The sequence below is a fragment of the Anaerotaenia torta genome (assembly GCF_050433395.1).
GTDB lineage: Bacteria > Bacillota > Clostridia > Lachnospirales > Lachnospiraceae > Mobilitalea > Mobilitalea torta.
In genome coordinates, this window is sequence record NZ_JBNPXH010000002.1 from 509,551 (window position 1) to 530,190 (window position 20,640).

Below are 20,640 nucleotides of genomic sequence, written 5' to 3' on the forward strand. Positions count from 1 at the left end.
TTAACCTTGATTTCTCAAGATTTTAATAGTGGAGCATAGGGGACTTGAACCCCTGACCCCCACACTGCCAGTGTGGTGCGCTCCCAACTGCGCTAATGCCCCGTAACTATATGTAAGTATATCAAAAATTGTGGATTTGTCAATTAAAATATTCATTTATTTTATATTTCATTTGTTTTATTAATTTTCTTGTATAATGCCTCAATTCATGTTATAATTTTGAAATAAGGAGGCATAGCTCAGTTGGGAGAGCGCTTGCTCGACAAGCAAGAAGTCGCTGGTTCAAGTCCAGTTGTCTCCATCAAAGAAAAGGACATCTTTTGATACAATGAAAGTCACCTATCACGGGTGGCTTTCATTGTATATATGCCTGAAAAATCCCGTAAATACGGGGCTTTGCTGCCTTAATGCCTTTTGCATTGAAACCACGCAACATAGCACGGCCAGCTCTAAATGACTATAATTGCTAACTTCCAGCCTGCAAGGCTAAAATTTTGCACCCCCTCTTGTATTTAGGAGCGTTTTCGTAAGATTAAATTTCCACCGAATGCAATACTCACTAAAAATGCACCCCCCTCCATATTGACATAGAAGCGCCAGCCGAGGCATTCCCCGGCTGGCGCTTTTTTGTTTCCATCTTTTATTTTGCCTGCTCGAATAGTCGATAATACCACGTTGTCCGCTCGCGTGGTTCGGTTGATTGCAGACCTGTTTATATATTTATCAGATCGCCTTGAATGTCCACCCTATCGTCAAGAGTCGCACTCCAAGTATCCAGTCGTTTATCCCTCAAAATTTCATCTATGCACATAGATTTTCCGCCAATGTATGTCCACATGAGGTCAACTTCCGTCGCCACACACCATGCGCGGTCTCGCGGCCACCATATGCTTGCGCTCTGCCACGAAAGGGACGATATAGATTGTGCAGCAATTTCAATTGTGCCGCGAACTAAATAATAGCCCCGATGTGGCAATTTTAGATATGCGGCTTCGGACTGAAGCTCATCCGAAACGAAAAACCCCCAGCCATCCCATATGGCGAAATAACAGTCTTGAGGTGTGGTCGTATGTTTACGCAGAATTTCGACCAGTACCTTAGCTTGATTTTGTGGAAGACTACCCGTATTCGGCGCTTTGAAACCAACAGATGAAATACCAGAGTGATGTGATTTTGTAATAGCGTGCCACTGCATTTGCGCATGTGGCTTCCGCATGAAATGCTCTGCGACCTCTGACCAGGACACTTCACGTTCCCCGTTTCCGATATATCCCGGATGCAAGAGCCGGGCATATGATTTAAATCCGCGAGGAATTATAGCTGCCGCATAATTGGCATTGTCCCCACGCCCCCAAGGCTTTTCAATGGATGCCTCCAACCATGTAGCCGTATCCGTATTTTTTACCGGCATAGCACGATAAGGTTCCAACATAAATTCACCTCCTTTTTTCATTTTCCGTCTTAATTCTAATATTATAGCACTTCGAATGCTCATGGCACACATTTTCCTTGTTTATAATATAACACATGGTTGTGAATAGCTGGCGACGAGGGCCAGATTATTCCTCCCGCTCAAATGCTACGCCGCAATCCCCGCATACCACGTTGACCTCCCGCGTAGCCCGGATGATGGTACCGCACTCAGGGCAAACATATTTGATACTCCGGTTGATGGATTTCTTGCTGCCTCCCTTGCCGCCGCCTTCTTCCGGCAGGCGGCTTGCGCGGATACCGTCCTCGCCTAAAGCCTCTCGGAGCCATGCCTCGGCTTCCGGGGTTACGGTAGTTACCGTCCAGCCATACTTCGGATGCTTTTTAATGTGCAAGCCGTGGGCCTCGGCGGTCGCTTTGAATTTCATGTTGTGGTAATACCCGTTATTGCTTACGTCCTGTATTCCATTTTGAAGGTTGTATAGGTGGGCCATTTCATGGAGCAGCGTTGCGCATACCTCGTTCAAAGGCCGGTCAAGATATTCCGCACAAAGGTTAATCTCGTGGTATTTCTCGTCCTCCGCGTTCCATATTTCGTATACGCTACACCAGCCATAGGAGCCGCGCCCGCCGTCCGGAGATACGGTGATCGCCGGGCGTATGAGCTCGTTATTGTAAAAATGCGCATTGAACAAGTCGAACATGTCCTCGGTTTTCTTTACGATTTCGGATATTTTCAGCATTGCCATGACCTCCTTAAAATTATGTTTCAATTCTGTGTGTCACAGCTTATCCATTCACGGGTGGAAAGCAAGCTCCAAACGTATCTTTTAAGAAAGAAATTTACATGAAAAAAGCCCCGCCGAAGCGGGGCCGAGTTTAGGGGTATAGCTTTCGTTATTCATCTTCGTCCTTGGTAGGCACATACATTTTTATTGCCTGCCCATTGCGCCCGAATGTATCAAACCATTTTCCCTTTTTATCTTCATCTTCATAGATTAAAAAACCTACCGCCTTAACGTCCATGGCTGAAAAATTACGGCGCTTGACGGCCTCATTTATTAGCCATTGAAGGTCGCTATCCCCTACGCGATAGGTGTCGATTGGCGTCCTTACTATATTGCCGTCGATTTCCCCGATATGCTCGCCGGTATAGATGTTAGTTAAAGTCTTATTTTTCATTTTCATGGCCTCCTAAAATTATGTTTTCTGTGTGTCACAGCTTACATTTTTTCGGGTGGAAAGCAAGCTCTAAACGGAAAGAAATCTGCACAAAAAAGCCCCGCCGAAGCAGGGCCAATAATGGGGTGCGCTATTTTTTGGCTGCCTCTTTAGTGGGCGCGGCGGGTTTGGTATCTTTCGGGGGCGTGGCCGCTACGGCGGAGGGCGTCGGCTTGCTATCCTCAGGCTTGCCTGCCTTTGGGGCGGGTTTCTCCGCTTCGGCCTCAGTTGCCGGGGTGATGGGCTTCATATCCTTGGCGGGTGTGGCCTTTGCCGCTTCCGGCTTTGCCTCTTTTGCGGCTGGTTTTTCCGGTACGGGATTGGTCGTCAGGGTGGCGGGGTTTGCTACTGTGGCCGCTGGCTTGGATTCCGGCGTTGTTCCGACCTTTGGAGCCGTTACCGGGGCCGTGGGCTTTACCTCTCCTGTTATGGGTTTTACTGCTGCCTTAGTTTCCGCCGCCTGTGGTGCTGTTTTCTCCGCCGCCTTGGCTGCGCGGGTCATTTTCGGCCTTTCCGTGGGGAATACCTCGGGCAATATCCCTTTGTCAAAGATAAGATGAAATACGATTTTTTCATCTTGCGGAACATGGAACTTAAAGTCTTTGATTTCCAATTCTTTGAGCTCGTCGGGAAGCTCAATATTCTTGTACCGCCTGACCTCCTTGCCGTCTACCATGAAGCAAACCGGTACCGCGTCCCTCAATTTTGCTGTGATTTTTCCTGCCTTCATTTTTCGTTACCGCCTTTCAAATTGTATTAGGCTTTCTGCCTGTGGCTCACAGCTTACATATTGGCGGTGTGAAAGCAAGCTCTATAATCAATGCTTTTCTCTTTTTCTTGTCCCAAAAGCACCAGAAAAAGGGGCGGCCCGCTTGATATTATTCGTCCAAGCGTATATAATAAAGTCAACTATGGAGGTGCTCTCATGGATTATATCATGCCGAAAGAAGCCGCAAAAAAATGGGGTATCTCTGAGCGCCGTGTACAGAAGCTGTGTGAGGAAGGCCGTATTCCCGGTGTGGTACTCTTTGGTCGTTCGTGGGCTATTCCTAAGAATGCTGAAAAACCAAAGGATAGTAGGTTGAGAGAACACAAGGGTAATATTGGCGATAAGTAACCGTTATTGCGACGTTTTTAAGCAATTCTAAAGTTCCGCTAAGCCAAATGGTACATTATAAAGGGGTGGAGGTGCCTTTATGAGATTATTATTTGCGGAAGATGAACCCGCCATGTCGGAAGCAGTGGTGGATATATTGACCTATCACAATTATTCTGTGGAAGCTGTTTACAATGGAAATGATGCTTTAGATTTTGCTCTCCTTGAAAAATACGATGGGATTATATTAGACATTATGATGCCGGGCAAGGATGGCTTTACTGTATTACAGGAGTTAAGAAAAGCAGGATGTAATACGCCGGTACTGTTGCTTACCGCAAAAAGCGAAGTGGAAAATCGTATACATGGACTAAATATTGGAGCGGACGATTATCTACCTAAGCCATTTGTTATGGGAGAACTGCTGGCTCGTGTCCGGGCAATGTTACGGCGGCGAGAAGAATATACGCCGGATGCTTTAACCTGTGGGAACATCACATTAGATACGGGCAGTATGACACTCGCTGGGTTGAACAATTCTTTCTCATTGAGCAAGCTGGAATATAAATTGATGGAGTTGTTTATGCTCAATCAAGGCATCTACTTCACTACCGAAAAAATATTGGAACGCATTTGGGGATATGATACCGAGGCAGAGGTGGGAACCGTGTGGGTATATGTTTCCTATCTTCGCAAGAAGCTGTCTGCGCTTGAAGCTAATGTTGAAATTACATCTAAACGTGGCATCGGTTATATGCTGTCGGAGGTAAAGTCATGATCCGAACTTTACAACGCCGATTTGTTTTGACCGCCATGCTTTCATTGTTTGTGCTGCTGATTATCGTAATCGGCGGCATCATCGGTGCAAGTTACTTTATCATGGAGAGGAATACCGATCAGGCCTTGGAAATGCTGTCTGTCGATAGGCCCAGAACCCCACCAACAGGTGACGAGCGCAGACCCATCTTCGGGTATCAGTTAAGACCCAATCTCTCGTCGTTCATGAATCATTGTGTTGTACTCGTGGATACCAAGGGTGAGGTCGCTTTCATCAACTCAGGATTTTACTCAAACTATGATGAGTCCGAGATATACGAGTATGCTCTCCGCATATTGGATGGCAGCAAAATGGATGGAAAAATCGGTTCGTTCAAGTATAAGGCAGTGGCTTTGGATAGTAGCAGATACAGAATTATCTTTTTAGACATGTCAGCGCAGGCGCAGATGTTGGCGGACACTGTAATAATGGCTTGTTTGATAGGGCTTGCTTGTCTTTTCCTTATGTTTATTATTCTTATTATAGTATCGCGTCGCACGGTGCTGCCCATTTCGGAAAGCATTGAAAAGCAGCGACGGTTTGTCACCGACGCCGGACATGAAATTAAAACGCCACTTGCGATCATCCAAGCAAACGTGGATGCAATGGAACTCCATAATGGCAAAAATAAATGGAGTAAACATATACAAGAGCAAGCGGTGCGGCTCGACGGTTTGATGAAGCAACTATTATCCCTTGCAAAAATGGACGAGGGAGAGGCCGCGATACCATTTGAAAATGTGGCGTTTAGCAAGTTAGTCGAGAATTGCGTGTCAGCCTTTTCTGAAATGGGTTGTGATAAAAAAATTATAAGCGATATCCCCCCAAGCATCTCTTTACGAGGCAATCGTGAGAGCCTTGAACAGCTTGTTTCAATTTTAATGGATAATGCTATAAAATACTCGGAGGTTGACGGAACAATAACCGTAAAGCTTACGACCATTGGAAAGAAAGCAATCTTAGAGGTGATAAATACTTGCATAGCATTGCCGGATGCTCCCCCGAACACTTTGTTTGACCGCTTCTATCGCGCCGATACCGCTCGCACGCAAAAAAGCGGTGGATATGGAGTGGGGCTGTCTATTGCAAGAGCCATCACAGAAATCCATAGGGGGAAAATATCGGCATTTTACGATAATGAGAACACGATACGATTCCGAGTAGAGATATAAACTGCTGCTACGACGTTCATAAAGCGGTCACTGATTTTTCATAAATCGGTGGCCGTTTTTCTAAGCCTACGCTAAGGTACGCATCATATACTCTCATACATAAACCAAAGAAAGGAGTAAGCTATGGACACTTATCGAAATGAGTGGAAGCATGAAATATCCTACTTGGACATGATTACCATACGCCATCGTATGGGAGCAATCGCAAAGCGGGATGAACACACAAAGCCGGACGGCACCTATGAAGTGCGGAGCCTATACTTTGATACGCCGTCAGACAAGGCGCTACGGGAAAAAATTGATGGCGTAAACCAAAGGGAGAAATTCCGCATCCGCTATTACAATGGCGACACTTCGCTAATCCAGCTTGAAAAAAAGAGCAAATTAAACGGTTTAGGCAATAAACAGAATGCGTCACTTACAGCAAAAGAAGCGCAGGCCATTGTAGACGGCAACTTAACTTGGATGCCCAAGAGCGGCAGGCCCCTTGTTGTCGAACTGTATAGCAAGATGCAATCGGAAGGATTGCGTCCCAAGACCATTGTGGACTACACAAGGGAGCCCTTTGTCTACGCGCCGGGTAATGTGCGTATCACGCTGGACTACAACATCCGTACCGGTCTTCACTGTACCGACTTTTTGAACCCGAAGTGCCTTACCATCCCTGCCGGGGACAGGATTATCGTTCTGGAAGTAAAATGGGATGAATTTTTACCCGCAATCATTCGCAAAGCCGTTGGTCTTGACAACAGGCGCAGCGGAGCATTTTCCAAGTACAGAATATGCCGTATCTACGGTTAATAAAACGTAAGGGAGATAAAAAAACATGACTTTTTCCGATATTTTCAAATCCAGTTTTTTAGAGAATGTGACCAGCGTTTCGCTGATTGATATGGCGGTTGCGCTTGTCTTGGCCTTTGGACTTGGCCTTTTCATTCATTTGGTCTACAAAAAGACCTATGCCGGAGTGATGTACTCCTCTGGTTTTTCCCTGACACTACTAGCCTTAACGATGATTACAACCCTTGTTATCCTCGCGGTGACTTCCAATGTCGTGTTATCGCTTGGTATGGTCGGCGCGCTGTCTATCGTCCGTTTTAGAACAGCGATTAAGGAACCCACCGACATTGCTTTCCTGTTCTGGTCTATCGCGGTGGGCATTGTGCTTGCAGCGGGGATGATTCCCCTTGCCGTAGGCGGCAGTGTGGTGATCGGTATTATTATACTTGTTTTCGCAAACAGAAAATCCTCTGACAACCCTTATATCATCGTGATAAGTTGTTCCGACCACGACAGCGAGTTGAGGGCAAAGGAATTTCTTGAAAAACAAGTTGCCCGCGCCGTTATCAAGAGCAAGAGCGCACAAAAGGGCGCCATTGAGCTTAACTATGACATAAGGCTAAAAGACGACAATACTGACTTCATCAACATTCTGTCGGAAATGAATGGCGTCAATAGTGCAGTGCTGGTCAGCTACAACGGAGATTATTTGGGGTAAGGAGGCGGCAAGTTTGCTGAGACACAAAAATATCAATAAAATCTGCTGGGTTGTTGTCTCGCTGACCATTGTTGTTGCTATCCTTTTCATGACCGCTTCTTCCTTGGGGTGGATCAAAGCCGATACGTCCATTGGATATGAAAACAGGCTTTTTGACACGTCCCGCGTCCATACCATTGACATTGTTATGGATGATTGGGAGGGATTTCTCGAAACCGCAACGAGAGAGGAATATTCGCCCTGTACAATCGTAATAGACGGTGAAAAATATTCCAATATCGGCATACGAGGCAAGGGAAACACCTCTTTGTCGCAGGTGGCGGCTTATGGCAACGACAGGTACAGCTTCAAGGTCGAATTTGACCAATACAACACTGGCGGCAGTTACTATGGGCTTGATAAGTTGAGCCTAAACAATATTTACGCTGACAACACATATATGAAGGACTATTTGTCTTATCAGATGATGGAATATGTTGGCGCTGCCTCACCTCTGTGCAGCTTTGTTTACATCACGGTAAATGGTAAGGATTGGGGCTTGTATCTGGCTGTCGAGGGTATTGAGGAAAGCTTTCTACAAAGAAATTATGGCAAAGATTACGGTGAACTATATAAGCCTGATAGCATGAATATGGGCGGTGGACGAGGCAACGGCGCTGGCTTCAACATTGAAGATTTTATGAATGAGGCTGATAGCGACCGTTCAAATGACGGCATAATAAATCGGCCGGGAAACTTCGACCCCTCCATGATGCCTGAGGGTGCGCAGCGAGAAGGGTTTGACCCCTCCACCATGATGCCTGAAGGTGCGCAGGGAGAAGGTTTTGACCCCTCCACTATGTTTGGAGAAGGCAACTTTGGGGGTGCTTTCGGCGGCAGAGGCAGCAGTGATGTATATCTCCAGTACATTGACGACAGTCCAGAGAGTTATCCCAACATTTTCGGCAGTGCGAAAACCGATATAACAGATGCGGATAAGAACCGTTTAATTGCTTCCCTGAAACAGCTTAGTGAAGGCGAAGCTATAAATGAGGTCGTTGATGTCGATGCCGTTATTAAGTATTTTGTGGCGCATACCTTTTTGTGCAACAGTGACAGCTATACCGGAACAATGGTACACAACTACTACTTGTATGAGAAGGATGGCGTGCTTACCATGCTCCCTTGGGATTACAATTTGGCATTTGGTGGCATGAACATGGGCATGGGTATGGGGCGTTCCAACTCATCGGTCGGAGCAACATCTGAGATAAACTCTCCTATTGATTCGCCTGTTACGGGCGGTGACATGGAATCTCGCCCAATGGTGGCATGGATTTTTGAGAATGAGGAGTATACCGCTCTCTATCATCAATACTACACTGAATTCATCAGGGACTATTTTGACAGTGGATTCTTTGAACAAATGCTGGATGAAACAGTCAATATGATCTCCCCCTATGTTGAGAAAGACCCTACAGCTTTCTGCACCTATGAGGAATTTCTGACCGGTGTGCAAACGCTGCGCGAATTTTGTCTTTTGCGTGCGGAAAGCATATCCGGCCAACTGGACGGAACAATTCCATCAACGCGAGACGGACAGAGCGCGGACAACTCGACTCTTATAGATGCTTCTCACATTAACATTACTGACATGGGTACCATGTCGGGCGGGGGAGGAGGGTTTGGCTGGGGCGGCAATAACGGATCTGATATGGGCAACATGCCGGGCCGGAACGAAATGCCACCAAGCGAAGCGCCCTCATTTCCCGGTGGCACAGAACAAACTGATCAAGGCGCAGAACGGCCCAGCAACGCAGCCCCATCTATGCCAGATGGCGCAGGGCAACCCAGCGACACAGCCCCATCTATGCCAAGCGGCTCAGGACAGCAACCCAACGGCGGCAGGAGGGGTAGAGAAAACTTTGATGCATCCGCTATGACGGAAGGCTTTGACCCATCTGTTATGTTTGGTGGCACATCCCCAAGTAACACAGGGGTATCAACGGCAACTCAATGGATGCTGGTGGGCGGCTCTGTCTTTCTACTATTAGTTGGGCTGTTTGTGGTAAAGAAATATAGGCATTGAGATTTGAAAATATTAAAAAACTACCCACGCGGTACTGGTATTCCGTTATAACAAAGTCTCTCTGTCGGAGGTATCATTCAGACAAAAGCAGGAAATTTTGACATGGGCAAGCAAATAACTATGGCTAAAAGCCAAACGCTAAGATGCAGAGCCGATAGCCGTGAGTGAAATCACAACTATCGGCTCTATTATTTTATGCATTATTTCTGCAAAATGATGAGCGGCAGGCTTTAGGGCAACCAAAGCTGGCCGCTCATCGCATTTTACCGAGGTAAAAATAAAAAATCTTTCCGGTTCGGGGTGCCCCAAAACGTTCTGGTTAAGTAAGGAGGCGAACAGCAACTAATCACACTCAAAACCGCATAAAGGGGGGAAACGATTATGTCGGCTCCCTCAAATAAAGCGGAAAGGCTCTGCGCTATGTTTGACAGTTATTGTAAAACCGTCCTGCGAAACGAAAGCCGGGATATAAAGCGAGCATTGGTACGGCGCAGCAAGCGCGAGCTGGCTATGGACGAGCCTATGCAATTTATATTCGATTTAATCAGCCACGAGGATACCTACCCGTCCGAGCAGTTGACGCTCTATGCGGACAGGTTCTCCTGTGAGGTATACAGAGATTCGTTATACGAGGCAATGTTATCTTTGCCGGAACGACAGCGATTGGTTCTTATCCTTGGTTTTTGGTATCACTGGACGGATGAGAAAATTTCAAAATACATGGAGGTGACCCCGCGCACGGTGTACAATCTGCGACAGCGTGCATTTCAAACAATCCGCAGCTTTTATGAGCAACAAGGAACAGATACATGAATTAAACTATGACCTGATTTGTAAGGCGGTAAGCGGCAATCCAGAGGCGCTGGACGCTATCCTTCGATACTATGACACATATATCAACGCTTTGGTGGCTTATGAAGCCATTGACGAGAACGGAAGAATGTATAAGGCGCTGGATGAAGATATGAAGGTGCGGCTCCAATGCAAGCTCGTGGAGGCAATAAAGAAATGGAGGGAAAAAATATGATGCTATTGACCGACCTGTTCTCCTTTGCCTATGTCCCCGGTTGGTACAACCAGCTTGACGAACTGGCAAAGCTGGCGCTGCCGGAGCCGTGGTGCTTTCGGAACCCGATGTACCTAACCAAGAATCCAGATACCCCTATATTAGAGCGATATATTCACACAGTCTTTCGTAAACAAGTTATAGATTTCAACAATGAACCAGACCCATATAAAAGGGATGCCTATTTCTATGTGCGCAACGAGGCCGCTTGTTTCCATACTGGCCTATATACCCCGCGATATAAACCCATTTACGCTTGTTTTGACCGCAACAAAAAGCGGGACACCATGCTGGACTGGTATTTCCGGTGCTTTGCGGACGAAACGTCGCCATGGTTGAAGTTTATAGAGCCTCTCCCTTTGAAACCTACATACTATATGACGCAATACGGCGTCAACTACAATCCCGAGTGGCCCATCCGGGTCAATGTAGAGCATATTTTAGGTGATCCAGAAAATATCGAGCGCCTGCCCGCTGAAATAAGAAGCGCGCGGAATTTGCCCCTCTTATTGGAAACAGCCGTGGAATTGGCGCGGCGGAAAGCGGTGGTGGAACCAAGCAGTGTCGTACCGCAGGGCTATCAAGGCCGGGTACAGTATTTATTGCCGATTTGCCTGACCGATATGGAGCAGCCAGGCCTCGCAATGGCGCTCACCATCATGGATGGGTATTATTTAGGGAATACCTGCCTGACATTGGAAATGGCATACTTGAACGCGCGGCTATTGGCCAGGCCTACCGCGCGCTGGCTGGCCGAACTGACAAAATAATCGCGTTTCGACGTATTCCTCTAATACCCCCTTTGGTCGGGCAACCGGCTGGAGGGGGTGTGCCATCTATAGGGAGAAAAAAGAGTTATTCTGATAAAAAGCCACGAAAAAGGGTGAAATGTCCAAGCTGCGGGTTTCCGCTCATGGATACCGCGCCTGATACAAGGCTGCTGGTTGTTTTAGCTCCCATGAGAAAGGGGCCGCCGGATTATTGTATCAAATGCCGTCATTGCAGAAAGGAGGTGGCTATCAAGCATTTGGATTCATAGACCATCTAAAAAACTGAATAGGTTGCGACCCGCCCCCGCTGTCCATATAGGACATGCTTGTGGGGCTGAACGGGGATACCGCGTCACGGCAACCGGCACGGCCTGTAAGAATGTATATGGGCCGGGGCAACGGCTGACTAAACCGGGATAACGGTCAACCGCGTTTGTTTGAGCATGTTGCACGAAGGGGCGATTTCATTCACGAAATAGGTCAAACCTTCACGATACCATCTGAAACATGATGGAGACGACAACGGGCCTGACAGGCGGCACTTAGTGCTGCTTGTCAGGCCCGTTTTTTTGTTTTTGCGGCCTAAGTGCCGACCTGCCGGGCTCCCGAAAGGAGCACTGGCAAGTGAAAATCTTATATCAATTCGCCGATGGCGAAATCTCGGAAATCGAAGTGTCCGACGAGCTCGGAGAACTTTTGCTCGGCCTCGACCGGCAGGCGTACAACAACGACCATAAGGAAACCCGCCGCCATGTTTCCCTTGACGGCATGGACTACGAGGGCGCGCTTTTCGCCGCCGCCAGCGACACCGCCGATCAGGCGGCGCTGAACATGGAACTGGACGCCTTGCGCCGGGCCATGGACACCCTCTCGCCCCGGCAGCGGGATTTGGTGCGCAAGGTGTTCTTTGAAGGCCGGAGCATAGCCTCCGTTGCCTGCGAGGAAAAGGTGAACGAATCCTCCGTCCGCGAACGCCTGCGGCACATCTACAAGAAATTAAAAAAGTTTTTAGAATAACCCCCCGGATTTGCCTTTCTCGTGGCCTAACAGCGAGGGCCACCATACTGCCCTCGGAAAGAGGTGAAAGGCAAATGCAACACAATCTGAAAATCTGCATTGCAAAAGAGCCGGATACCGGAGGCATTGTCCGATGCAGAACCGTTTCCCTGCGGGAGCGCCTATTCCGCCGCCTGCTGGGAGAGCCGCGCCGAATCATGGTGATTGTCCCTGCGGGCAGCGTCAAGACGCTATCCATTCAGGAAGTGCCGGAGGAGGGATTGCATGAATGTTCGTGACCCCTCCCCGCTGCTCCCCATGCCGATTAAGGCCCTCCCGTATCGGCACCAGATTGAGGCGTTCAATTTCGTATGCGGGTTGTTCGGCCTCCTGCCGGGAGGTGATGACGTTGCCCCAAGTGACGGCGAAATGCCACCTTTGCGGGCGGAGCTTCCAGCGGGCGGCCCACGAAATGCGGGCGCATAGCTTTTGCTGCGCGGAACATGCCCGCGCATGGAACGCCCAGCGGCTGGCGGAATACAACCGCACCGCGAATCCGCTCAACAAGCCGGGTGGCGTCCTCTCTGCCCGTAAAAAGCACCGGCTAAACCTGCAAGGCACCGGCGAGGGCAAGGCATACCGGAAGTTTTTCGGTCGGCATGAGCACCGCGCCATTGCGGAGGCCATGCTCGGCAGGCCCCTGCGCCCCGGCGAGGTGGTTCACCATATCGACGGAAACCGCCTCAACAACGACCCTTTGAATTTGGAGGTGCTGCCTTCCCAAGCGGAGCATGTCAAAACACAGCGCCGTGACGGTAGGGGGAGGTGGTGCAAATGAACATTTCCAGAAGTCCGGGGGCTGCCCTGCTTATGGAAATGGGCTGACCCCGCACAGGGAAAACACTCACGACCATTGCCGTAACCGGAGCGCTCTACAACGCGGGCCGTATCCGCAGGGTGCTCATTGTGGCCCCGCTCTCCATTCTCGGGGTTTGGTGTGACGAGTTTATGAAATTCGCCGCCTTTGACTACGCCCTCGTGGTGCTGGAAGGCTCGGGCGAGAAAAAACGCGATACCCTGCGGCATATGACCGGCGCGGCCTTGCAGGTGGTGGTTATCAACTACGAATCGGCGTGGCGCATGGAGAAAGAGCTCGCCGCATGGAGCCCCGACCTTATCGTGGCCGACGAGGGCCATAAAATCAAGACCCACAATATAGCGGCGTCAAAGACCATGCACCGGCTGGGAGCCAAAGCGCGTTACCGTCTGCTGCTTACCGGCACCGTGATAACCAACAAGGCGGTTGATGTTTTCTCGCAGTTTAAGTTTATCAACTCCGCTATATTCGGGCCGAGCTTCTACGCTTGGCGCAACCGGTATTTTGATATGACCGGCTACGGCAACCATACCCCGATACTCAAACGCTCTATGGAGCCGGAGCTTACGGCCCGGCTGCACAGCATATCGTACCGGGCCACCAAGGCGGAATGTCTTGATCTACCCGAAACGACCGACGTTATCCGGCAGGTGGAATTAGAGCCGCAGGCGCTGGGGATTTATCGCAGCCTTGTCAAAGAGAGCTTTGCCGAGCTATCCCAAGGCGAGGTAACGGCTACCAACATTCTTACCCGGCTGCTGCGCCTCTCCCAGCTTACGGGCGGATTTATCGGCAATGACGAAACCGCTGCCGTGGAACAGGTAAGCGCGGCAAAGCTGGCGGTATTGGAGGACATTCTGGAAAGCGCGATACAGGAAGAACGCAAGCTGGTTGTCATTGCGCGCTTCCTGCCCGAAATCCGGGCCATATGCCGGTTAAGTGAGAAAAAGGGCCTGCGCTATTCCATCATTACTGGCGCGGTCAAAAACCGCGACGAGCAGGTGGCGCAATTCCAGAATGACCGGGATGTGCCTGTGTTCGTGGGGCAAATCGCCACGGCTGGCCTCGGCATTACGCTCACCGCCGCCTCCACCATGGTTTTCTATTCCATGGACTACAGCATGAGCAACTATGAGCAGACCAAGGCGCGCATACACCGTGTCGGCCAGCGTATGCCCTGCACCTACATCCACCTCGTCGCCAAGGGTACCGTGGACGTAAAGGTGCTCCGGGCCTTGCGTAACAAGGCCGATCTTGCAAAAACGCTGGTTGACGATTACCGCAGCGGGCTCAACCCGTTTGCGAGTTAGGAGGAATTTTCATGTCTGACATGATGTTTGAACTGGCCGACCGGCTGCGCGAGCTCCGGGAGGCAAAGGACGAAACCGAGCAAGAGCTCAAACGCCTGAATACCGAAATTGACGAGGTAGATTATCAGCTTTCCGAGCTCATGATGGAGAGCGAAACGCAGAACTTTACACGGGCCGGGCTCATGTTCGTGCTGACCACCAAGACCCGCGCCTCCGCCGCCTCCGGGCGCAAGGAGGAATTATTCAGCGCCCTGCGCGACAGCGGTTTCGGCGACCTGATTTATGAAACGGTCAATGCCAACAGCCTTTCGGCCTTTGTGAAAGAACAAGTGGCCGAGAACGGCGACGCCCTGCCCGATTGGCTGGACGGCTTGGTGAATGTCTTTGATAAAACGACGGTCGGCGTGCGCAAAGCCGCCAAGAAATAAGGAGGATTTTCTATCATGGCTAAAAATGAACTGGCAAAGACGAGCGGCTTTCTGGCCCTCGCGGACTTTAATATGAACGCTGCCATGGCGGAGGAGCTCGACGGTTTGGAGGGCGGTTTCGACCGCGTGAAAATCCCCGCTGGCGGCACCACCATGTACGAGCTTCCCGGCGACGAAGCCGACGAGCCGGAAACCGTCAAGGAGTTTTCGGCGGTCATTCTGCACCATCATCCGGTGCTCCAATATTACAAGGAAAAGTATACCGGGGGCAGCAATCCGCCCGATTGCGGAAGCCTTGACGGCGTGACCGGCGAGGGCGACCCTGGAGGGATTTGCGCAAAATGCCCTCTGGCACAATTCGGCAGCGGCGAAAATGGCGGCAAAGCGTGTAAAAATCGCCGCAGGCTGTTCTTGCTCCGGGAGGGTGAGATTTTCCCGCTGCTGCTTTCGCTGCCCACCGGCTCGCTCAAAGAATATTCCCGGTATATCAAGCGCCTGCTCAGTCGCGGCAACAAGAGCAATATGGTGGTGACGCGCTTTTCCCTTAAAAAGGCCACCAATTCCAGCGGCATTGCTTACTCGCAGGCGGCCTTCGTGGTTGACCGCCCATTGACCGCCGAAGAGCAGGCCCTCATTGGCAGGCTTACCGAGCAGGTCAAGGCGCACAGCCGCCGTATCGGCTTTGACGCCGAGGAGCCGGTGGAAGGTGAGTATATCGACGCCGATACCGGAGAAGTCGTGGAACCCCTCAACTAAATACCCGCCCGGCGTGGGGGCGGGTATCCATTCCCGCTCCCCGCTCCGGGCAGAAGGAGCGAAAATATGAGCTACTCATGCGTTACGACGCTAAAGGATATAAAGGCGTATCTGGCCGGGGCCGCCCTTGTGGCTTTTGACTTTGAAACATCACCCACCAAGGAATACCGGGACGTGGAGCGCGCCGCGCTGGACGCCCACAAGGCGGAGATTACCGGCGTTAGCTTCTCGGTGGCCGAGGGCAGCGCCATCTATATTCCGCTGCGGCACCGCACCGGGAAAAACGCCAACCCCACCACGGTTATGCGGCATCTGCGCGAGGCCGTCTTTGAAAACAGGCAGGTTACAAAAATCGCCCACAACCTCGCCTTTGAATCGGCGTTCCTATATGCCCTGGGCGTGGTGGTGCAGCCGCCCTGCTATGACACCATTGCGGCGGCCCAGCTTACCCTAAAGAGCCATACGGAGTTTCGCGTACTTTCGGATAGCGGCCTCAAAACCTTGGTTCCGCTGCTGTTCGGCGTAGAGCTCCCGGACTTTGAAACAGTAACCGAGGGCCGCGCATTTGACGAGCTCGACCCGCAGAACGCCGAGACTGTGCGCTACGCCTGCGCCGACAGCGATTATGCCCTGCGTCTGTATCACCGCTTCAATAGCTGGTTTGACAGCGGCCTGCCCCGGCACCGCTTTATCACGGAGGCGTTAGAATCGCCCACCGCCGTATATTGCGGCCTCATGCGGTACAACGGCCTGCTCATGGATAGAGAAACCATGCTGGAAAAGCAGGCCGAGGCCGAGGCGCGCCTGTTGGAGATCCGGGCGGGCATTGCCGGAATCATCGGTGACGTGGAAATCGGGGCCAATGCCTCCACTTCCGCATTCAAAAGTTATCTTTACAATACCCTCGGCCTGCCGGTCGTAAAAACCACCGCCAAGTATCAAGAGGCGGCGGACGACGAGGCTATGGTGCTGCTGGCCGATTGGTGCCGGGAGCATAAGCCGGAGCTCGTGCCGCTATTTGAGCTTATACAGGAATACCGGCGCTGGGGCAAATTGAAAAGCACCTATCTGGACGGATACCTGCGCTTTATCAACGAGGCCACCGGGCGGATTCATCCCGATTTGCTGCCGTTAGGCACCGAAACGGGCCGGTTCGCCGCGCGCAATCCCAACCTTCAAAATATGCCCCGCAAGGACAACGACCCCGTGGGGATTCGCGGCCTGATTGTGGCCTCCTCCGGTCATGTCCTGTTGTCCTTGGACTTTTCGCAAATCGAGCTCCGCGTTGGGGCCTTCTACTGCCGCGACGAGCGCATGTTGGACACCTATCGGCAGGGCGGCGATATTCACGCCCAAACCACCAGCGTGATTTACCATATCCCCTTTGAACAGGCCGTTGATAAGAACGCCGAGCATTACAAGGAGCGCAGGACGATTGCGAAAAACTGCAACTTTGGGGTTTTCTTCGGCCTGTTCCCGCGCGGCCTGCAAAAGACGCTCAAATTCAAGGCCGGTCTGGATACCCCGCTTTCTGATTGCGAGCGCATTATTGCCAACCTCAAAGCCGGTTATCCCCGCCTTGCCGAATGGCAGCAGGTCGTCAAGCGCCAAGCCGAGGCCCGCAAATACAGCGAAACATGGCTCGGCAGGCGGCGCTATCTGCCCGGCATTACCTCCAACGATTGGGGTAAAAAGAGCTTCGCGGAACGCTGCGCCATGAATACGCCCATACAGGGAAGTGCCGCCGACATTTTGAAGCTGGCGCTGGCCCGGCTCATTATCGGCCTGCCGGAGCGCCCATGGCTGCGCCCGCTGCTGCAAATCCATGACGAGCTTGTTTTTGAGGTGCCGGAGGATAAAGCCGACGAGGCGATTGCATTCATCAAGACCTGCATGGAGGCGCAGCCCTTCCCGCAGTTTGATGTGCCTATCGTGGCCGAGGCGTCGGTCGGCCCGACCTTCGGCGACATGGCAGAAATGGGGTGACGTTTTGAGCAAGCCAAATCTGTACAATCACGAGGGGTATCTCGACCTGACGGCATACGAGGCGCTTCTCCACATCGAGCAGGAGGCGAAAAAGACCGCCTATAAAACGCTGGTCTATATTTGCAGCCCCTTTGCCGGGGATACCGAGCGCAACGCCGAGCGCGCGCGGGGGTATTGCCGCTTTGCCGTTTCTCAAAACTGCATACCCATTGCGCCGCATATCATCTTCCCTCAATTCATGGAGGAAAGCGACCCGGAGCAGCGCAGCCTTGGGCTTTTCTTCGGACTTGTTTTGCAAAGCAAATGCAAGGAAGTGTGGGTGTTTAGCAGGAATATCACGCGCGGCATGGCGGTGGAAATCGAAAAGGCCAAGCAGCGCGGCATCTTGATTCGCTACTTTACCGAGCGTTGCGTGGAGGTGGTCTTTGAATGACGCCGCATTATCCCCGCGAGCTCGCCGCCCTGCCGCAATGGGTGTGCTGGCGATTGGAGCCCGACCCCAAAGGCGGCAAGGATACCAAAGTACCATATAACCCGAAATCCGGCAAAAAAGCCTCCTCCACCAACCCGCAGACATGGAGCACCTTGCGCGAGGCCCTCACGGCGGCGCAAAAGTACCTCTATACCGGGATTGGCTTCGTGTTCACGCGGGAGGGCGGCATTGTCGGCATTGATATAGACCACTGCCGGGACGCGGAAACCGGTGCGCTCAACGATACCGCAAAAGCCATTGTTGAACGTGTATCCACCTATACGGAAATCAGCCCTTCGGGTACCGGCCTGCACCTTTTTCTAAAGGGTGAAATACCGGGCGGCGGCAATAAAAACAGCCGCACCGGCGTGGAAATGTACGCCCATAGCCGGTTTTTTACTATGACGGGCCAGCGTCTGCCGGATACCCCCGAGGAAGTGGTCGCCGACGCGAACGCGCTGGCGTGGGTGCATGAGAATTATGTCAAGCCCCTGCGCAAGGAGCGGAACAAGAAGAAATCCCGGAGCGGCAAAAAAGCGGCTCCCCTTACCGACGAGGAAGTCTTGGAGAAGGCCCGCAGCGCCGGGAACCATGAAGATTTTACCGCCTTGTGGGAGGGCCGCTGGGAGGAAAAATACGCGAGCCAATCTGAGGCGGATATGGCCCTGTGCTGTACGCTGGCCTTCTGGACGAACCGCAACAAGGAGCAGATAGACCGGCTTTTCCGGCAATCGGCCCTCATGCGGGATAAATGGGATAAGGTTCATCATGCCAGCGGCGCGACCTATGGCGAGGAAACGCTGGACAAGGCCATTGAGGCCACCGCCAGCGTATACAACCCGGAGGGCGATTCGCCCATTTTTGAATATGAGGGCCGCTATTTCCGCGCCAAGGGCGACAATGTATACCCCATTACCAACTTCATCATGCGCCCCATTGAAATGATTATCTCGGATGATGAAACCCAAATCACCGCCGACCTTGTAACGGTGCGCGGCGAGGTTTTCCAGCAGAATATCATGGCGACGGACTTCTCCAACCTGCAACGCTTTAAGAACATTCTCAACAAGCGCACCATTTCCCTGAGCTACACCGGCTCCGAGGGCGACCTCGAATTATTGAAAGGCTATGTATCCGAGCTCGAATGGACGCGCCGGGTTGGCGTGCGCGCGCTGGGTATCCATGATTACGCGGGCCGCTGGGTGTTCGTTTCGCCGGAGGGCGCGATTGAGGCGGACGGCGTTGCTGTCGCAGACATTTTGCAGCTTGAAAAATGGCGGAGTATCTCCACGAACATCCTGCGCTTTGCGCCGATCAGCGCGGCAGGCCTCCAAGACCTCGGCGGCCTGCTGCTGGGCTACAACGAGCCCGCCAAGACCGTGGCCGTACTGGCGTGGTGCGCCGGGTGCTTCATCAAGGAGCACCTAAAGCGCGCAAATATCCGCTTTCCCCACCTCTTTCTGATTGGCGAGCAAGGCAGCGGAAAAAGCAATACCTTGGAGCGCGTTATCCTGCCGATTTTCGGGCGGGAAAAGGTGAACGCCGCGACGCAGGTTACGGCCTTCACGCTTATGAAGGACAGCGCGTCAAGCAATATCATACCCCAGCCGCTGGACGAGTTTAAGCCCTCGAAAATCGACCGCATGAAGCTCCATTGGCTCTATAACCATATGCGCGACAGCTACGACGGCCATGAGGGCGTCCGGGGCCGCGCCGACCAATCCGTTATAACGTATGAACTGCTGGCTCCGCTTATTGTGGCCGGTGAAGAATCGCCGGACGAGGCGGCTATCCGAGAGCGCGGCATTGAACTCCTGTTTTCGCGCAAAGACCTGAAAACGGCGGACTATCGCAAGGCGTTTTTGCGGCTGTGCGAAAATCCCGAACCCCTTGGCGGCTTTGGGCGCGGGCTGCTGGATACGGCCCTGCGGACAAAGAGCAAAGAGGCCGTGGCGTGGTATACCGCCGCGAAGGAGCTATTTGACGAAGCCCTTCCGTCGCGTATCGTCAATAATCTGGCCTGCTGCATGGCGGGGCTGCGCTTGGTGGAGCGCCTATGCGCCTCACACAAGCTGGAATGGTCGCGGGTTTTTGATATTGACCCTGACGGCTGCGCGCGCTATCTCAATTACGCTGTCCGCGAGTATTTGCTCGACGGCAGCCCCACGAACAAGAGCGTGGTGGAACATTCGCTTGAAGTCATGGACAGGATGGGCCTTGACCCGCAGAGCGAGGTGCGCGTGCTGGACGACGGAGAGCTTATCGCCTTCCGGTTTCAAAAGTTTTACGACCGTTATACGAAATACCGGCGCGACCATGCCATAACCGGCGAGTGTTTGAGCTATGAACAATTCAAAAAGCAGCTTCGTGGCTCTGACCTATTTGCGGATTACAAAAACGTGCGGTTCGAGAGCGGGCTGGCGAAAGCCACCATTTTGAACTATGCCCTATTGCGGCAAAGGTGCGATATTACAGGGTTTTTTGGCACAGACGTACCGCCGCTGGGCAAAGAAATATGAACACAGTTAGAGGGTTTACTTTGTTACTTGTTACCTTTTACTTTCTATTTCTATATCTACACGGAACGCGATTCTCACATATGCGCGTGCGTGTGCGCGTGTGCGCGCGTATATACGCACACCTATAGAAATCGGGGAGTAATCGGTAACAGGTAAC

General features: G+C 51.7%; 22 protein-coding genes, 2 tRNA genes and 1 pseudogene. 20 read left to right on the top strand and 5 right to left on the bottom strand.

What is annotated here, in order from left to right; genetic code table 11:
* Positions 1-29 precede the first annotated feature (29 nt).
* A tRNA-Ala gene (locus tag HNQ56_RS05945) sits at positions 30-102 on the bottom strand.
* Positions 103-228: 126 nt separating this feature from the next.
* On the opposite strand from HNQ56_RS05945, the gene HNQ56_RS05950 reads away from it, so the two are divergent.
* Positions 229-301 (top strand) — tRNA-Val (locus HNQ56_RS05950).
* A 411-nt stretch (positions 302-712) separates the two neighbouring features.
* Here the strand turns inward: HNQ56_RS05950 and HNQ56_RS05955 are convergent.
* The 4 genes from HNQ56_RS05955 to HNQ56_RS05970 form a co-directional block, all read right to left on the bottom strand.
* A complete protein-coding gene (locus HNQ56_RS05955; RefSeq protein ID WP_429143755.1) occupies positions 713-1,432 on the bottom strand; it encodes a hypothetical protein in 720 nt (239 codons plus the stop codon).
* A 127-nt stretch (positions 1,433-1,559) separates the two neighbouring features.
* Positions 1,560-2,174, bottom strand: a complete 615-nt coding sequence (locus HNQ56_RS05960) for a SprT-like domain-containing protein (protein ID WP_429143757.1) — start codon at positions 2,172-2,174, stop codon at positions 1,560-1,562.
* A gap of 154 nt (positions 2,175-2,328) precedes the next feature.
* The gene (locus HNQ56_RS05965) at positions 2,329-2,613 is read right to left on the bottom strand and encodes a hypothetical protein (RefSeq protein ID WP_429143758.1); all 285 of its coding nucleotides are present in this window, start codon (positions 2,611-2,613) and stop codon (positions 2,329-2,331) included.
* A 130-nt stretch (positions 2,614-2,743) separates the two neighbouring features.
* A complete protein-coding gene (locus tag HNQ56_RS05970; protein WP_429143760.1) occupies positions 2,744-3,382 on the bottom strand; it encodes a hypothetical protein in 639 nt (212 codons plus the stop codon).
* A gap of 195 nt (positions 3,383-3,577) precedes the next feature.
* On the opposite strand from HNQ56_RS05970, the gene HNQ56_RS05975 reads away from it, so the two are divergent.
* The 19 genes and pseudogenes from HNQ56_RS05975 (at position 3,578) to HNQ56_RS06065 (ending at position 20,483) form a co-directional block, all read left to right on the top strand.
* Entirely contained in the window at positions 3,578-3,769 is a 192-nt protein-coding gene (locus HNQ56_RS05975) for a helix-turn-helix domain-containing protein (RefSeq protein ID WP_429143761.1), read from the top strand.
* 79 nt (positions 3,770-3,848) lie between these two features.
* Entirely contained in the window at positions 3,849-4,526 is a 678-nt protein-coding gene (locus tag HNQ56_RS05980; RefSeq protein ID WP_429143763.1) for a response regulator transcription factor, read from the top strand.
* Entirely contained in the window at positions 4,523-5,737 is a 1,215-nt protein-coding gene (locus tag HNQ56_RS05985) for a sensor histidine kinase (RefSeq protein WP_429143765.1), read from the top strand. The genes HNQ56_RS05980 and HNQ56_RS05985 overlap by 4 nt, the downstream gene beginning before the upstream one ends.
* 123 nt (positions 5,738-5,860) lie before the next feature.
* The gene (locus HNQ56_RS05990) at positions 5,861-6,538 is read left to right on the top strand and encodes a polyphosphate polymerase domain-containing protein (protein ID WP_429143767.1); all 678 of its coding nucleotides are present in this window, start codon (positions 5,861-5,863) and stop codon (positions 6,536-6,538) included.
* Between the two features lie 25 nt (positions 6,539-6,563).
* Positions 6,564-7,235, top strand: a complete 672-nt coding sequence (locus tag HNQ56_RS05995) for a DUF4956 domain-containing protein (protein ID WP_429143769.1) — start codon at positions 6,564-6,566, stop codon at positions 7,233-7,235.
* Between the two features lie 13 nt (positions 7,236-7,248).
* Positions 7,249-9,303 (top strand): CotH kinase family protein, encoded by a 2,055-nt coding sequence (locus tag HNQ56_RS06000; RefSeq protein WP_429143771.1) that lies wholly within the window; start codon positions 7,249-7,251, stop codon positions 9,301-9,303.
* Between the two features lie 381 nt (positions 9,304-9,684).
* Positions 9,685-10,116: an RNA polymerase sigma factor gene (locus tag HNQ56_RS06005; RefSeq protein ID WP_429143773.1), complete on the top strand. Its 432-nt coding sequence runs from the start codon at positions 9,685-9,687 to the stop codon at positions 10,114-10,116.
* Complete coding sequence (locus HNQ56_RS06010) at positions 10,091-10,330, top strand: helix-turn-helix domain-containing protein (RefSeq protein ID WP_429143775.1); 240 nt, start codon at positions 10,091-10,093, stop codon at positions 10,328-10,330. The genes HNQ56_RS06005 and HNQ56_RS06010 overlap by 26 nt, the downstream gene beginning before the upstream one ends.
* Complete coding sequence (locus HNQ56_RS06015) at positions 10,312-11,139, top strand: DUF3825 domain-containing protein (protein ID WP_429143777.1); 828 nt, start codon at positions 10,312-10,314, stop codon at positions 11,137-11,139. The genes HNQ56_RS06010 and HNQ56_RS06015 overlap by 19 nt, the downstream gene beginning before the upstream one ends.
* 624 nt (positions 11,140-11,763) lie before the next feature.
* Positions 11,764-12,156, top strand: a complete 393-nt coding sequence (locus HNQ56_RS06020; protein WP_429143778.1) for an RNA polymerase sigma factor — start codon at positions 11,764-11,766, stop codon at positions 12,154-12,156.
* Between the two features lie 74 nt (positions 12,157-12,230).
* Positions 12,231-12,434: a hypothetical protein gene (locus tag HNQ56_RS06025; RefSeq protein ID WP_429143779.1), complete on the top strand. Its 204-nt coding sequence runs from the start codon at positions 12,231-12,233 to the stop codon at positions 12,432-12,434.
* A 119-nt stretch (positions 12,435-12,553) separates the two neighbouring features.
* Entirely contained in the window at positions 12,554-12,973 is a 420-nt protein-coding gene (locus HNQ56_RS06030) for an HNH endonuclease (RefSeq protein WP_429143833.1), read from the top strand.
* A 65-nt stretch (positions 12,974-13,038) separates the two neighbouring features.
* Positions 13,039-13,773, top strand: a pseudogene (locus HNQ56_RS06035) (SNF2-related protein); the annotation flags it as partial.
* Positions 13,774-13,824: 51 nt separating this feature from the next.
* Positions 13,825-14,322, top strand: coding sequence for a helicase-related protein (locus tag HNQ56_RS06040; protein ID WP_429143835.1), 498 nt, complete (start codon positions 13,825-13,827; stop codon positions 14,320-14,322).
* 11 nt (positions 14,323-14,333) lie between these two features.
* On the top strand, positions 14,334-14,750 hold the full coding sequence (locus HNQ56_RS06045) for a gp33 family protein (protein ID WP_429143781.1): 417 nt from the start codon (positions 14,334-14,336) through the stop codon (positions 14,748-14,750).
* Between the two features lie 15 nt (positions 14,751-14,765).
* Positions 14,766-15,506 (top strand): hypothetical protein, encoded by a 741-nt coding sequence (locus HNQ56_RS06050; RefSeq protein ID WP_429143783.1) that lies wholly within the window; start codon positions 14,766-14,768, stop codon positions 15,504-15,506.
* Between the two features lie 66 nt (positions 15,507-15,572).
* The gene (locus HNQ56_RS06055; RefSeq protein WP_429143785.1) at positions 15,573-17,492 is read left to right on the top strand and encodes a bifunctional 3'-5' exonuclease/DNA polymerase; all 1,920 of its coding nucleotides are present in this window, start codon (positions 15,573-15,575) and stop codon (positions 17,490-17,492) included.
* Positions 17,493-17,496: 4 nt separating this feature from the next.
* On the top strand, positions 17,497-17,925 hold the full coding sequence (locus HNQ56_RS06060) for a DUF7768 domain-containing protein (protein WP_429143787.1): 429 nt from the start codon (positions 17,497-17,499) through the stop codon (positions 17,923-17,925).
* Entirely contained in the window at positions 17,922-20,483 is a 2,562-nt protein-coding gene (locus tag HNQ56_RS06065; protein ID WP_429143789.1) for a phage NrS-1 polymerase family protein, read from the top strand. Before HNQ56_RS06060 ends, HNQ56_RS06065 begins: the two co-directional genes overlap by 4 nt.
* Positions 20,484-20,640 lie beyond the last annotated feature (157 nt).